At 74.7% G+C, this 13,783-nt stretch carries 14 protein-coding genes; all 14 read right to left on the bottom strand.

All coding sequences use genetic code 11. The annotated features are described in order from the left end of the window. Positions 1–9: 9 nt before the first annotated feature. Positions 10–1,566, bottom strand: coding sequence for an RsmB/NOP family class I SAM-dependent RNA methyltransferase (locus tag ACH4T9_RS25310; protein ID WP_396673840.1), 1,557 nt, complete (start codon positions 1,564–1,566; stop codon positions 10–12). Next, positions 1,563–2,489: a methionyl-tRNA formyltransferase gene (gene fmt, locus ACH4T9_RS25315; RefSeq protein ID WP_396674063.1), complete on the bottom strand. Its 927-nt coding sequence runs from the start codon at positions 2,487–2,489 to the stop codon at positions 1,563–1,565. Before fmt ends, ACH4T9_RS25310 begins: the two co-directional genes overlap by 4 nt. A gap of 5 nt (positions 2,490–2,494) precedes the next feature. Then, entirely contained in the window at positions 2,495–3,055 is a 561-nt protein-coding gene (gene def / locus ACH4T9_RS25320) for a peptide deformylase (RefSeq protein WP_396673841.1), read from the bottom strand. 44 nt (positions 3,056–3,099) lie between these two features. After that, complete coding sequence (locus ACH4T9_RS25325) at positions 3,100–3,249, bottom strand: hypothetical protein (protein ID WP_396673842.1); 150 nt, start codon at positions 3,247–3,249, stop codon at positions 3,100–3,102. After that, complete coding sequence (locus tag ACH4T9_RS25330) at positions 3,242–4,225, bottom strand: AAA family ATPase (protein WP_396673843.1); 984 nt, start codon at positions 4,223–4,225, stop codon at positions 3,242–3,244. Before ACH4T9_RS25330 ends, ACH4T9_RS25325 begins: the two co-directional genes overlap by 8 nt. A 223-nt stretch (positions 4,226–4,448) precedes the next feature. Next, positions 4,449–6,359: a primosomal protein N' gene (locus ACH4T9_RS25335; RefSeq protein ID WP_396673844.1), complete on the bottom strand. Its 1,911-nt coding sequence runs from the start codon at positions 6,357–6,359 to the stop codon at positions 4,449–4,451. Between the two features lie 59 nt (positions 6,360–6,418). Continuing rightward, positions 6,419–7,612: a methionine adenosyltransferase gene (metK, locus tag ACH4T9_RS25340; protein ID WP_396673845.1), complete on the bottom strand. Its 1,194-nt coding sequence runs from the start codon at positions 7,610–7,612 to the stop codon at positions 6,419–6,421. A 71-nt stretch (positions 7,613–7,683) separates the two neighbouring features. Then, entirely contained in the window at positions 7,684–8,907 is a 1,224-nt protein-coding gene (gene coaBC, locus ACH4T9_RS25345) for a bifunctional phosphopantothenoylcysteine decarboxylase/phosphopantothenate--cysteine ligase CoaBC (protein ID WP_396673846.1), read from the bottom strand. A 15-nt stretch (positions 8,908–8,922) separates the two neighbouring features. After that, entirely contained in the window at positions 8,923–9,186 is a 264-nt protein-coding gene (gene rpoZ / locus ACH4T9_RS25350; protein ID WP_074318577.1) for a DNA-directed RNA polymerase subunit omega, read from the bottom strand. Between the two features lie 46 nt (positions 9,187–9,232). Continuing rightward, complete coding sequence (locus ACH4T9_RS25355; protein ID WP_396673847.1) at positions 9,233–9,766, bottom strand: guanylate kinase; 534 nt, start codon at positions 9,764–9,766, stop codon at positions 9,233–9,235. Between the two features lie 50 nt (positions 9,767–9,816). Further along, on the bottom strand, positions 9,817–10,134 hold the full coding sequence (mihF, locus tag ACH4T9_RS25360; protein ID WP_161691465.1) for an integration host factor, actinobacterial type: 318 nt from the start codon (positions 10,132–10,134) through the stop codon (positions 9,817–9,819). A 179-nt stretch (positions 10,135–10,313) separates the two neighbouring features. After that, entirely contained in the window at positions 10,314–11,150 is an 837-nt protein-coding gene (pyrF, locus tag ACH4T9_RS25365; RefSeq protein ID WP_396673848.1) for an orotidine-5'-phosphate decarboxylase, read from the bottom strand. Positions 11,151–11,276: 126 nt separating this feature from the next. After that, positions 11,277–12,551: an adenosylmethionine--8-amino-7-oxononanoate transaminase gene (locus ACH4T9_RS25370; protein WP_396673849.1), complete on the bottom strand. Its 1,275-nt coding sequence runs from the start codon at positions 12,549–12,551 to the stop codon at positions 11,277–11,279. Between the two features lie 179 nt (positions 12,552–12,730). Further along, positions 12,731–13,768, bottom strand: coding sequence for a quinone-dependent dihydroorotate dehydrogenase (locus ACH4T9_RS25375; RefSeq protein ID WP_396673850.1), 1,038 nt, complete (start codon positions 13,766–13,768; stop codon positions 12,731–12,733). Positions 13,769–13,783 lie beyond the last annotated feature (15 nt).

The raw sequence follows: 13,783 nt of genomic DNA on the forward strand, positions 1-13,783 counted from the left end.
ACGTGTCGCTCAGCCCCGGCGCAGCACGGCGAGGAACATGGCGTCGGTGCCGTGCCGGTGCGGCCACAACTGCACCGACGGCCCGTCGCCCAACCCCGGCATCCCGGCCGGCAGCAGCGGTCGGGCGTCGACGAAGTCCGCCGGCACCCCCGCACGCCGGGCCGCCTCGGTCACCGTCACGTGCGTCTCCACCGTGTGCGGGGAGCAGGTCACGTAGGCCACCAGGCCGCCCGGGCGGACCGCCCGCAGCGCCGCCACCAACAGCTCCCGCTGCAACCGGGTCAGCGGTGGCAGGTCCGACGGCTGCTTGCGCCAGCGGGCCTCCGGCCGGCGGCGCAACGCGCCCAGCCCGGTGCACGGCGCGTCGACCAGCACCCGGTCGAAGTGCCCCTCCGGCAGCTCCGGGTCGGCGCCGACGGTGCGCCCGTCGGTGTGCAGCACATCGACCGGCAGCCCCCGGGTGGCCTGGGTGACCAGCCGGGCCCGGTGCTCGGTGACCTCGACGGCGGTCAGCCGGGCACCGCGCTGGGCGGCGAGCGCCCCGAGCAGCGCGGCCTTCCCACCGGGCCCGGCGCACAGGTCCAGCCAGTGGCTGTCCGAGCCGTCCAACGGGGCGACCGCCAGGGCGGTGGCCACCAGCTGGGAGCCCTCGTCCTGGACGTGCGCCCGGCCCTCGACCACCGCCGGCAGGTCGCCGGGGGCACCGCCGCCGAGGTAGACCGCGTACGGGGAGAACGCCCCGGGGGCGCCCCCGGCCTCGTCGGCCAGCTCGACCGGATCGGCCCGGCCCGGCCGGGCGCACAGGTGCACCGGCGGGCGCTCGTTGTTCTCGATCAGCAGGCGGGTGGTCTCGCCCAGGTCGCCGTCGAGCGCCTCGGCGAACGACCGCACGATCCACTGCGGGTGGCTGTAGGCCAGGGCCAGGTGCCCGATCGGGTCGGTCTCGAACGCCGGGGCGAGCTTCGCCACCCAGGCGTCGGCGTCCCGGCTGGCCACCTCGCGCAGCACCGCGTTGGCGAAGCCGGTGGCGCTGACGGCGACCGTGCGGACCAGGTCGACCGTCGAGGAGACCGCCGCGTGCGCCGGCACCCGGGTGTGCAGGAGCTGGTACGCGCCCAGCCGCAACGCGTCGCGCACCGGCGGGTCGATCCGGGACACGTCCCGGCCGGCGGCGTCGGTGAGGATCGCGTCGAGGGTGCCGGTGTGCCGCAGCGAGCCGTAGGTCAGCTCGGTGGCGAAGGCGGCGTCCCGGCCGGTCAGCCCCTCCTCGCGCAGCATCGCCGGCAGCACCAGGTTGGCGTACGCGTCGTCCCGGTGCACCGCCGCGACGGCCTGGTATGCGACGTGCCGGGGCAGGTCCACGGCGGGCCGCACCGGCCGCCGGCCGTCCTGCCGGTCCGCGCCGCCCCGACCGCCCCGGGCCGACCGGTCGCCATAGCCGGGCCGGTCACCATAGCCGGGCCGGTCGCCCCGCGGGCCGCCCGACGACCGCTCGGGACGCCGGTCGGGGCGCGGGTCGCGCTGCTCGTCGTACCGGCGCGCGGGCCGTTCCGTCGGCCCGGTCATGCGAGCTCCTCCCCGCCGGAGACCCGGACGCCGCGCGCCCAGTCGCTCGCCGGCATGGCCTTCTTGCCGGCCGCCCGTACCTCGCCGAGGGCCACCGGAACGGTGCCCGTGCCGGCCAGCACCCGGGACTTCTCCACCAACAGCTCGCCCGGCTTCAGCTCGGGGCCATCCGGCACCGGGACGACCGGGCCGAGCTTGACCCGCTCGCCCCGGAACGTGGTCCACGGGCCGGGAGCCGGGGTACATGCGCGAACCCGCCGGTCCACCGCGAACGCGGGGTCGCCCCAGCGCACCCGGGCGTCCTCGACGGTCAGCTTCGGCGCGAGCGACACCCCGTCGGCCGGCTGAGGCTCGGCCCGGCCGGTGCCTGCCGCGATCGCGTCGAGGACGGCCACCAGCAGGCCGGCGCCGGAGTGGGCGAGCCGCTCCAGCAGGTCACCGGAGGTGTCGGTGGGGCGGATCTCGTCGGTGAGGGTGCCGTAGACCGGGCCGGTGTCCAGCCCTTCCTCCAGCTCGAAGACGCTCGCGCCGGTCAGCTCGTCGCCGTGCAGCACGGCGTGCTGGACCGGAGCCGCGCCACGCCACGCGGGCAGCAGCGAGAAGTGCAGGTTGATCCAGCCGTGCCGGGGGATCTCCAGCGCGGCCGGGGGCACCAGCGCGCCGTAGGCGACCACCGGGACGCAGTCGGGGGCCAGCTCGCGCAGCCGGTCGAGGAACTCCGGCTCGCGCGGGCGGGCCGGGGTGAGCACCTCGACGCCGTGCTCGTCGGCCCACGTGCCGACGGGCGAGCGGACCAGGCCCCGGCCCCGGCCTGCGGGGGCGTCGGGACGGGTGACTACGGCGACCAGCTCGTGGTTGGAGGCCGCGACGGCGGCCAGGGCGGGGACGGCGACGGCCGGGGTGCCGGCGAAGACGAGGCGCACCGGCGTCACCGGCCCAGACCGAAGGGGCTGCCGACGGCGTGCGGGTTGAGCTTGACCGTCGGCGGGGTGGTCGGGTCGTACCAGTCCGCCTGGCGGATCGCCTTCATCGCCTCCTTGCGGCCGTCCGGGTCCAGCCGGTCGACGAAGAGCACGCCGTCGAGGTGGTCGGTCTCGTGCTGGACGCAGCGGGCCATCAGGCCGGTGCCGACGAACTGCACCGGGTCGCCGTAGCCGTTGAAGCCCTTGGCGATCACGTTCTGCCGGCGCTTGGTGTCGAAGTAGAGCCCGGGGATGGACAGGCAGCCCTCCGGGCCGTCCTGCTCCTCGGCGTCGGGAAACTCCAGCACCGGGTTGACCAGGTGGCCGAGCACGTCGTCGACGTCGAAGGCGAACACCCGCAGGCCCACGCCGAGCTGCGGCGCGGCCAGGCCGGCGCCGTTCTGCTCACGCATCGTGTCGGTCAGGTCGGCGACGAGCTTGCGCAGCTCGGCGTCGAAGTCGACCACCGGATCGGCCGGTGTGCGCAGCACCGGGTCCCCGAACAGACGGATGGGCTGGACGGTCACTCGGGGGTGCTCCTTCGGTCGGACGACGGTCGTGCCGTACCAGTCTACGGAGTGCGCTCGGTGACGCCGGCCGGCGTACCGCGATCGGTGGCCGGGGACTCGTCGCGCAGGGTGACTGGCGGGGTGGCGTAGCCACGCGGGGTCAGCCGGGCCCGGCGCTCGCACGCCGGCTCGCGGGACCGGCCCTCAGGCACCCGGGGCCGGGTCGCCCGCGAGCACGGTCTCCCCGGCGCGCAGGCAGTGCTCCGGAAGCGGGAGCTGGATCTTGTGGGCCGCCTCCCAGTCGTACACGATGCCGGGGCGGACCTGGGCGGTGAAGTAGTCCACCGCGCTCATCCCGCCGACCACCGGCTCCTCCACCTCGGCGACCAGCCGCGCGGGGACCAGCGGGAACCCGTTCTGCAGGGCGGCGCTGAGCCGGCGGTGGCCGTCGACGACGAAGAAGTACTCCCCGGTGAAGCCGATGGTCAGCGGCTCCAGCGCCTCGTCGCCGCCGTCGGCGACCTCACCGACGAACCCGGCGTCCCACAGCCCGCGCAGCGTGCCGATGTCCTCCGTCGGGTAGACCCGGGCCGGGTCGAGCAGCAGCAGCGGGGGGGCGTCGCGGAGCACGTCGGCACCGATCCGACCCTCGTACACGTCGATGATGTGGTTGATCACCTGCTCCGGGTTGGCCCGGGTGGAGTCGCAGATCAGGTCGTAGTTGCGCAGCCGGGCCTTGTCCACGCCGTAGCGGACGACGAACCGGCCCCGCTCGCTCTCGCTGCGCTCGCGCAGCTTGGTCTTCGCCTCCTCCAGGGAGGCGTAGCTCTCGGCCGGGCCGGAGGGGCGGGCCAGCACCCGGCGGGCGGCCTCGGTCGGCTCGGTGATCATGTGCACCTTGAGCGCGTCGGTGAAGAAGTGCCAGGCCAGCCGGGAGTCCATCACCAGGCTCTCGCCGGAGGCGGCGATGTCCTGCTGGAGCTGGTCGACGTAGCCGTCGACGGCCTGGTCCAGCTCGGCGTGCAGGTTGAGCTGGAGCGCGGTCATGTCCCGCTCCTGCGCCATCTGGCGGTAGAGGTCGCCGACGCTCACCCGGCGCAGCTCCAGCCGCTTGGCGATCTCGACGGAGACGGTGCTTTTGCCGCTGCCGAGGTCACCGTTGAAGACGATCGATTGACGAACGGTCACGACTGGTCCACCCCTGATCACCGGCTGATTGACATCATCGACATGGCGTCCTACCGACGCGCTCCCGCCATCGTCGCGCGATCCGTGCGCCCAGGCATGACGGGCGATGCTATCACGCAGGCGCCAGCACGGACGGTGACGGCGCTCGGAACCGGCCGCCGGCCCTGGGCGGGGTGCGATCCGTGCCGGCCCGCGCGGCGACGCTCACTCAGAGGGCGCTCACTCAGAACATGGTCAGCGGGTCGACCTGGAGACGCACCGGGTCGGCCGCCTTGCGGGCGGCGCGGACCCCGGCGGCCGAGTGCAGCGCCCCGGCCAGGGCCGCCGCCCGGGCCCGGGGCACCCGGACCAGCATCCGCTCCCGGTCGCCGTCGGCGGGAACCGGACCGAGCAGCTCGGCCTCCTCGGGCAGCCGGGCCTCGGCCAGCAGGTCGGCCACCGCGTCGGCCGAGCCGGTGACGCTGGCCATCCGCACCGCCGGGGGGAAGCCCAGCTCACGGCGCTCGGCCAGTTCCCGGGCGGCGAACCAGGCGGCGTCCCAGCGCAGCAGCGCCTGCACCGGGGCGAGGGCGCCGTCGGCGACCACCACCACCCGGCCCCCGGCCCCGGCGGGGCGGGCCAGCGCGGCGGCGGCCAGCCAGCGGCGCAGCGCCTCCTCGCCGGCTCGCAGGTCGGCCCGGGTGAGCAGGGCCCACGAGTCGAGCAGCAGGACCGCGCCGTAGCCGCCCTCGGCGACCGGCTCGGCGCCGGGGGTGGCCACCACCAGGCCGGCTCCGCCGGGCACGGTGGTGAGCACCTCCTCCCGGCCGGAGGTGCGTACCGGCACGCCGGGGAAGGCCCGGCCCAGCTCCTCGGCGGTGCGTCGGGCGCCGGTGACGGAGGCCCGCAGCCGCCGCCCCCCACACTCCGGGCAGGCATATGCGGCGGCGATCCGACCGCACCAGCGGCACGTGGGCGGGCCGTCGGCCGACGGCAGGGCGAGCGGCCCGGCGCAGTGCGGGCAGCGGGCCGGGGTCCGGCACTCGGCGCAGGAGATCGAGGGCAGGTAGCCACGGCGGGGCACCTGGACCAGCACCGGCGCGTCGGCGCGGACCGCGTCGCGGGCGGCGGTCCAGGCCAGGCTGGGCAGCCGGGCCGTGGCCGCGCCGGGGTCGCGGGCCAGTTGCGGGTCGTCGCCGGTCGGCGCGACGGCGGGAGTACGCGCCCGCACGGTGGCCCGGTCGGCGACCACCTCCCGGGCCCAGCCGGTCTCCACCAGCAGTTGCGCCTCGGCGCTGCGCGCGTACCCGCCGACCAGGGCCGCCGCGTCGGCGAGCTGGGCGCGGGTGAGCAGCACATCGCGGGCGTGCGGGTAGGGCGCGCGCGGCTCGGCGTGCAGGTCGTCGCCGTCGTCGATGATGGCGACCAGGCCGAGCCGGGCCACCGGGGCGAACATGGCCGCCCGGGTGCCGATCACGACGGGTACGTCCCCGCGCCGGGCCGCCAGGAACGCGCGGTAGCGCCGGGCCGGGCCGGCGGCGGCGGCCAGGGTGACGTGCCGACCCTCACCCAGTGCGACGGTCAGCGCCGCGTCAAGGCGGTCGAGGTCCCGGGCGTCGGGAACCACGACGACGGCGCCCCGGCCGCCGGCCACGGTGGCGGCGACCGCCTCGGCGTACCGGGCGGGCCAGTCCTCCCCGGGCAGGGCGGACCAGACCGCGCGGACGGGCCGGCCCTCGGTCAGGGCGCGCAGGAACGCCGGCCCGGCCGGGTACGCCCGCCAGCCGTCCGCCTCGGGGGAGGCCAGCGGGGCCGGGGGCTCGGGCGGGGTGTGCGGCTCCTTCTCCACCCGGGCGTGCCGGGGCGGCACGGCCAGCCGGAGCACGTCGGCGAGGCTGCCGGCGTACCGGTCGGCGACGGCCCGGGCCAGCCCGGCGACCTCGGGGGCCAGCACGGGCTCCGACGAGACGACCTTCTCCAGGTACGCGAGCTTGCCGGTGTGCCCGGAGTCGTCGGCCCGCTCGAGCAGCCAGCCGTCGACGAGCTGACCGGCGAAGCGCACCTTCACCCGCGTCCCGGGGGCCGCGGCCTCGTCCAGCTCGGCGGGGACCAGGTAGTCGAAGGGGCGGTCGAGGTGGGCCAGCGGGACGTCCACGCAGACACGAGCGACCGGCGACCCGTCCGCGGGTCGCCGGTCGCTGCGCCTGGTGCCGGTCAGGCTCCCGCGGCCGACTTGAGGTCGGCGGCCCGGTCGGTGCTCTCCCAGGTCAGGTCGGGCAGTTCCCGGCCGAAGTGGCCGTACGCCGCGGTCTGCCGGTAGATCGGGCGGAGCAGGTTCAGGTCCCGGATGATGGCGGCCGGGCGCAGGTCGAAGACCTCGGACACGGCCTTCTCGATCGAGGCGACCGCCACCGTCTCGGTGCCGAACGTCTCGATGAACAGGCTCACCGGGTGGGCCTTGCCGATCGCGTACGCGACCTGCGCCTCGCAGCGCTCGGCGAGGCCGGCGGCCACCACGTTCTTGGCCACCCAACGCATCGCGTACGCCGCCGAGCGGTCCACCTTGGACGGGTCCTTGCCGGAGAACGCGCCGCCACCGTGCCGGGCGTACCCGCCGTACGTGTCGACGATGATCTTCCGACCGGTCAGGCCGGCGTCACCCATCGGGCCGCCGATCTCGAACCGCCCGGTCGGGTTGACCAGCAGCCGGTAGCCGTCGGTGTCGAGGCCGAGGCCGTCCAGCTCCGGGGCGATGACGTGGTCGCGCACGTCCGGGGTGAGCAGGGAGTCCAGCGAGATGTCGGCCGCGTGCTGGCTGGACACGACGACCGTGTTGAGCCGGACCGGGCGCAGCCCCTCGTACTCGATGGTGACCTGGGTCTTGCCGTCCGGCCGCAGGTACGGGATCGTGCCGTCCTTGCGCACCGCGGTCAGCCGGCGGGCCAGCCGGTGCGCCAGGGCGATCGGCAGCGGCATCAGCTCGGGCGTCTCCGAGCAGGCGAAGCCGAACATCATGCCCTGGTCGCCGGCGCCCTGGGCGTCCAGGGCGCTCTCCGACGAGCCGGTGCGCAGCTCCATCGCGTTGTCCACGCCCTGCGCGATGTCCGGGGACTGGGCCCCGATGGACACGCTGACGCCGCAGGATGCCCCGTCGAAGCCCTTCTTCGAGGAGTCGTAGCCGATTTCGAGGATCGTCTCCCGGACGATCGTGGGGATGTCGGCGTATGCCTTGGTCGTCACCTCGCCGGCCACGTGCACCTGGCCGGTGGTGATCAGGGTCTCGACGGCCACCCGACTGTGCGCGTCCTGGGTGAGCAGTGCGTCGAGAATGCCGTCACTGATCTGGTCGGCGATCTTGTCCGGGTGGCCTTCCGTGACCGATTCGGACGTGAAGAGGCGGCGTGTCACGGCACTCCTAGAGTATGTGAAAAGTCGTTCCGTGGAGTGTAGTCGTCCACACTCGCACAGCACTCGATCGGTCAGGTCGCCGTCACCATGCGGACACCCCCGGCCAGTCGCGCCACCACGAGGTCCCAGACGCCGTCGGCGAGGTCCTCCTTGGACTGTTCGGGCAGGGTGTGCACCGCGCCGTCCGCGCCGATGACGGTCGCCGCGTTGGTCTCGGCGCCGAAGACCTTGTCCGGGCCGACCTCGTTGACGACGACGAGGTCCGCACGTTTGCGGGCGAGCTTGGCCCGGCCGTTGGCCTCCGCGTCGCCGGTCTCGGCCGCGAACACCACCAGCACCTGTTCCGGTCGGCGACGTCGACCCAGCTCGGCGGCGATGTCCGGGTTCGTGACGAGTTCGATCGTAGGTGGCCCGGCGTCCGATTTCTTGATTTTGCCCGGTGAGTAGGTGGCGGGCCGGAAGTCGGCGGGTGCCGCCGCCATCACCACCGCGTCGGCCCCCGCGGCGGCTTTCAGGGTCGCCTCGCGCAACTCCTCGGTGGTGCCGACCCGGACCAGGTCGACGCCGGCCGGGTCGGCGAGCGTCACGTTGGCGGACACCAGGGTGACCCGGGCGCCACGGGCGACCGCGGCGCGGGCGAAGGCGTACCCCTGTTTGCCGGACGAGCGGTTACCCAGGAACCGGACCGGGTCGAGCGGCTCCCGGGTGCCGCCGGCGGTCACCACCACGTGGCGGCCGGCCAGGTCGGCCGGGGCGGCGACGCCGCGGGCCAGCGCCCGCCGGGCGACGGCGAAGATCTCGGCCGGGTCCGGCAGCCGCCCCTTGCCGCTGTCGGCGCCGGTGAGCCGGCCGACGGCGGGCTCGATCACCCGGACACCCCGGGAGCGCAGCGTGGCGACGTTGGCCACGGTGGCCGCGTTCTCCCACATCTCGGTGTGCATCGCCGGGGCGAGCAGCACCGGGCAGCGGGCCGTGAGCAGCGTGTTGGTGAGCAGGTCGTCGGCGAGGCCGTGGGCGGCGCGGGCGAGCAGGTCGGCGGTGGCGGGGGCGACCACGACGAGATCGGCCCGTTGCCCGAGCCGGACGTGCGGCACCTCGTGCACGTCCGACCAGACGTCGTCGGCGACCGGCTGGCCGGACAGGGCGGCCCAGGTCGGCGCCCCGACGAAGCGGAGCGCCGACGCGGTCGGCACGACGCGGACCCGGTGCCCCGACTCGGTGAACAACCGCAGCAGCTCACACGCCTTGTAGGCGGCGACGCCGCCGCCGACTCCCAGGACGATCTCGGCGGACATCGACGCGCGGCGGGACTACGGCTGGTCGGTGGGCTCGGCGGTCAGCAGGCCCCCGTTGATCTCGCGCATCGCGATGGAGAGGGGCTTCTCCTGGGGGGTGGTCTCCACCAGGGGGCCGACGTACTCCAGCAGGCCCTCGCCGAGCTGGCTGTAGTAGGCGTTGACCTGGCGGGCCCGCTTGGCGGCGAAGATCACCAGGGCGTACTTCGACGTCGTCTTCTCAAGGAGCTCGTCGATCGGCGGGTTGGTGATGCCTTCGGGGTTGGCGATGGATCCCACGAAATAACCTCTGCGTCTCTGTTACCGCGCGGACGCGGTGGGTCGCTCAACCACGCAGACGCGGTTGAGCCGGAGCCGGGAAAGAAGAACCGAGCAAGCCTACCAGCCCGTCGACCGCCCGCCCGGTCAGGTCGTGCGCCACGACGTGCTCGGTCACGGCCGCGACGGCGGGCTCCGGCCGCCAGCCGGGCGGGGCGAGCAGGATCAGTCGGACGTCCGGGCGCGCCGCACGGACGGCGAGCGCGCCGCGCAGGTCGAGCGGGAGCAGCACCGGCCGGCCTGCGGCGAGCCGCGCGAGGACCGGCCCGGCCGGGGTGCCGCGGGCGTGCGGCCCGACCCGGGTCCACTCCAGCAGCCGACCGGCGGCGATCAGCCGGTCGAACTCCGTCGGGTCGAGGAACAGCCGGTCGACGCCGTGCCGCTCACCCGCCCGGCGAGGGCGGGTGGTGGCCGGCACCGGCGTCCACACCGACGGAGAACGCGCCCGGAACAGCTCGACGACACTGCCCACGCCGGCCCCGGCGGGGCCGGCCAGGACGGTGAGCCGAGCCGCCGGGCGCGCCTCGTCATCCGTTCTCACGGCTCGTTTCTACACGCTGCCGTGGTCAGGTGACGGCGAACCCGTCGTGCTCAGTTGGCGGCGAACTCGCCGAGCAGCGCCTTGCGCTGCTGCTCGCCCAGGCCCCGCAGCCGGCGGCTGTCGGCGATCTTGAGCTTCTCCATGATCTGGGTGGCCCGGATCTTGCCGATACCCGGCATCGCCTGCAGAACGGCCGAAACCTTGAGCTTGCCGACGACGTCGTCGCCCTCGGCCCGCGCGAGAACGGAGGCGAGGGTGGTCTTGCCCTGCTTGAGCTGCTCCTTCAGCTCAGCACGGGCCTTGCGGATCTCCGCAGCCTTTTCGAGCGCGGCTGCGCGCTGCTCGGGGGTCAGTGACGGGAGGGGCACCAGTTCTCCTCAGGTCCCTATAGCGACGGGCGGGACGCCACGCCGCAGCTGTGAAACGTGAAGTCGCCGGGAACCAAAGGGGTCCATGGTTCCCGGCGCGGGGAAAACTAGCGTTCGCGGGCGCATTCGGCAACGTGGGCGCGCGGCGACCACGGCAAAGTGACCGAGCCTTCACTCAGTCAGGTCTCGCCGAGTGCGGCCCGGCACTCGGTCAGGACCCGGTCCGCGGCGGCTCGTAGGGCGGCCACGTCGGGCCCGGCGTGCAGCACCTCGCGGGAGTACGACGGCAGCACCGACGGCAGGCTGGAACCGAAGACCGTACGCAGATCGGCCGCCGTGGCGCCCTGCGCGCCGAGCCCCGGAGCGAGCAGCGGACCGTGCACGGCGGAGAGGTCGTGGCCCGTCTCACCGATGGTCGCGCCGACCACCAGGCCGAAGCTGCCGAGCGGCTCGGCACCCCGGTTGAGCTGCGTAATCTCGTCGATCACCGTCTGTGCGACGGTGCGCCCGTCGGCGGTGCGGGCGCGCTGCACCGCGGCCCCCTCCGGGTTGGACGTCAGCGCCAGGACGAAGACCCCGCCGCCGTGCGTGGCGGCGAGCTCGAACATCGGCGCCAGCGACCCTACTCCCAGGTAGGGGCTCGCCGTGAGCGCGTCGACATACAGCGGGCTGGATGGATCCAGGTACGCGGCGGCGTACGCCGCGACGGTCGAACCGATGTCCCCGCGCTTGACGTCAAGCAGAACGAGCGAGCCGGAATCCCGCAACTGTCGGATAGTTGACTCCAGTACGGACACGCCGCGGGAGCCGAAGCGCTCAAAGAACGCGGACTGGGGCTTGACGACCGCGACCTGGTCGCCGATCGCCTCCACCACGGTGCGGCTGAAGCGCTCCAACCCGTTGACGTCGTCCGACAGGCCCCACCGGGCCAGCAGCCCCGGATGCGGGTCGATGCCCACACACAACGGCCCACGCTCCGCCACCGCCCGGTGCAACCGGCCACCGAAGCTCTCCATCCAACCTCTCCCTCTCTCGATCTCTCCCCGGTGCGCGGCGCCCGCCGCGCACCGACGCGCGCCGCAACCGGCGCGGCTGACCGATCCGGGACATGCCAAGCCGGACCGGTGGACCAGCGGCGCGGGTCAGCCGACCGCCACGGCGGCGGCGATCCCGGCCGCGATCCGGGCGACGTCGGCGTCGCCGGTGACGTACGGGGGCATGGTGTAGACCAGGTCGCGGAACGGCCGCAGCCAGACCCCCTGCTCCACCGCGGCGGCGGTGGCCTTCGCGAGGTCCACCTCGTGGTCGAGCTGGACCACGCCGATCGCGCCGAGCACCCGCACGTCGGCCACCCCCGGCGCGCCCCGCAGCGGCTCCAGACCGGCCCGCAGGCCCGCGCCCACCCTCGACACCTCGGCGGCCCAGTCTCCGGCCCGCAGCAGCCCGATGGAGGCGTTGGCGACCGCGCAGGCGAGCGGATTGCCCATGAACGTCGGCCCGTGCGCCAGCACCCCGTCACGGGAGATGCCCCACGCCACCTCCGCCGTGCACAGCGCGGCGGCCAGCGTCAGGTACCCGCCGGTGAGCGCCTTGCCGACGCAGAGCACATCGGGGCTCACCCCGGCATGCTCGGCGGCGAACATCGTCCCGGTGCGGCCGAAGCCGGTGGCGATCTCGTCGAAGACCAGCAGCACGCCATGGGCCCGGGTCACCTCGCGCAGCACCCGCAGGTACTCCGGGTGGTGGAAGCGCATCCCACCGGCGCCCTGCACCACCGGCTCGACGATCACGGCGGCCAGCTCGTCGGCGTGCCGCCGCACGGCGTCCGCCAGCTCCGCCACGTACGCCGGGTCGGGCGGGGTGTCGAAGCCGCCCGGCGGCACGGGTGCGAACACCTGCCGGGGCAGCACGTCGCCCCAGAGGTGGTGCATGCCGCCCTCGGGGTCACAGACGCTCATCGGGTGAAACGTGTCGCCGTGGTACCCGCCCCGCCAGGTGCCCAGCCGGCGCCGCTCCGGCCGCCCGACGGCCCGCTGGTACTGCAGGCACATCTTCACCGCGACCTCGACGCTCACCGAGCCGGAGTCGCACAGGAAAACCTGTTCCAGCCCCTCCGGGGCCAGCTCGACCAGCGTGCCGGCCAGCCGCACCGCCGGCTCGTGGGTCAGCCCGCCGAACATCACGTGGCTCATCCGGCCGAGCTGGTCGGTGACGGCCGCGTCCAGCACCGGGTGCCGGTAGCCGTGAATGGCCGCCCACCAGGACGACATCCCGTCCACCAGCTCCCGACCGTCGGCCAGCCGCAGCCGCACCCCCTGGGCGCTCTCCACCACATACGGCGCCGTGGCCGGCGGCAGCGCCGCGTACGGGTGCCACACGTGCTCCCGGTCGGCGGCGAGGATCTCCTCGGGCGTCATCCGCGTACCCTCCTCCGTGTCCTCACGGGCGTGTCGCGCGGACCGGACCCGCCCCCCCCCGCCCCCCTTTGCTCTGCTGCCACGGAGGCAACACCCGCCGTCCGGGCGCGGGACGGCAGCCGTTGCGCCCGCTGCAGCAGAGCAAAGAGGGCGGGGGGACGATGTCGCCGGTTCCTCGTTCACCGGGTGTCGGCCGGGGTTGTCGCCCTGCCGGCCGTGCGGGCCACCGACCGGACCAGGGCCGGGCCCCGGTAGATGAACCCGGTGTAGAGCTGGACCAGGGACGCGCCCGCGTCGAACATCCGGGCTGCGTCGTCGGGGTCGACGATGCCGCCCACCCCGACCACCGGGAGCCGCCCGCCGGTCTCCCGGTGGACGAAGGAGACCACCTCCCGTGCGCGGGCGGCCAGCGGACGGCCGGACAGGCCGCCCTGCTCCGCGCCCCGTGCCCGGTCGGCCGGGGCGAGCCCGTCGCGGGCGAGGGTGGTGTTGGTGGCGATCACCCCGGCCGCGCCCCGGCTCAGGCAGACCTCCAGCAGATCGGCGATCGCCGGGTCGGTCAGGTCCGGGGCGATCTTCACCAGCACCGGCTTCTCCCCCACCAGGGCCGCCAGCAGAGCGTCCAGGTGCGACCGGTCCTGCAACGCGCGCAGGCCCGGGGTGTTCGGCGAGGAGACGTTGACCGCGAAGTAGTCGCCGTGCCCGCGCAGCGCCCGGTAGGAGGCGAGGTAGTCCTGCACCGCCTCGTCCAGCGGGGTCACCTTGGACTTGCCCAGCGAGATCCCCAGCGGCACCCCGATCGGGCGGGGCAGCGCGGCCAGCCGGCCCGCCAGCGCCACCGCGCCGGCGTTGTTGAAGCCCATCCGGTTCACCACGGCCTCGCTGTCCCGCAGCCGGAACAGTCGGGGCCGGGGGTTGCCCGGCTGGGCGTGCGCGGTGACCGTGCCGACCTCGACGAAGCCGAAGCCCAGCGCAGGCCACGCCGGCAGCGCCGCACCGTCCTTGTCCATCCCGGCGGCCAGCCCCACGGGGTTCGGGAACTCCACCCCGAACACCGTCCGGGGCGCCCGCACGGCGTACCGGGTCCGCAGCCCGGCCAGCGCCACGGGCGACCGCGACACGGCGGCCAGCCGCCGCAGCGTCCACTCGTGCGCCGCCTCGGCATCCCCCCGACCCACCCGGAACAACCCGGGCCGCACCACCTTCTCGAAAATCACCACACCCTCCCCCCG

It is taken from the genome of Micromonospora sp. NPDC020750, assembly GCF_044334565.1.
Lineage (GTDB): Bacteria > Actinomycetota > Actinomycetes > Mycobacteriales > Micromonosporaceae > Micromonospora.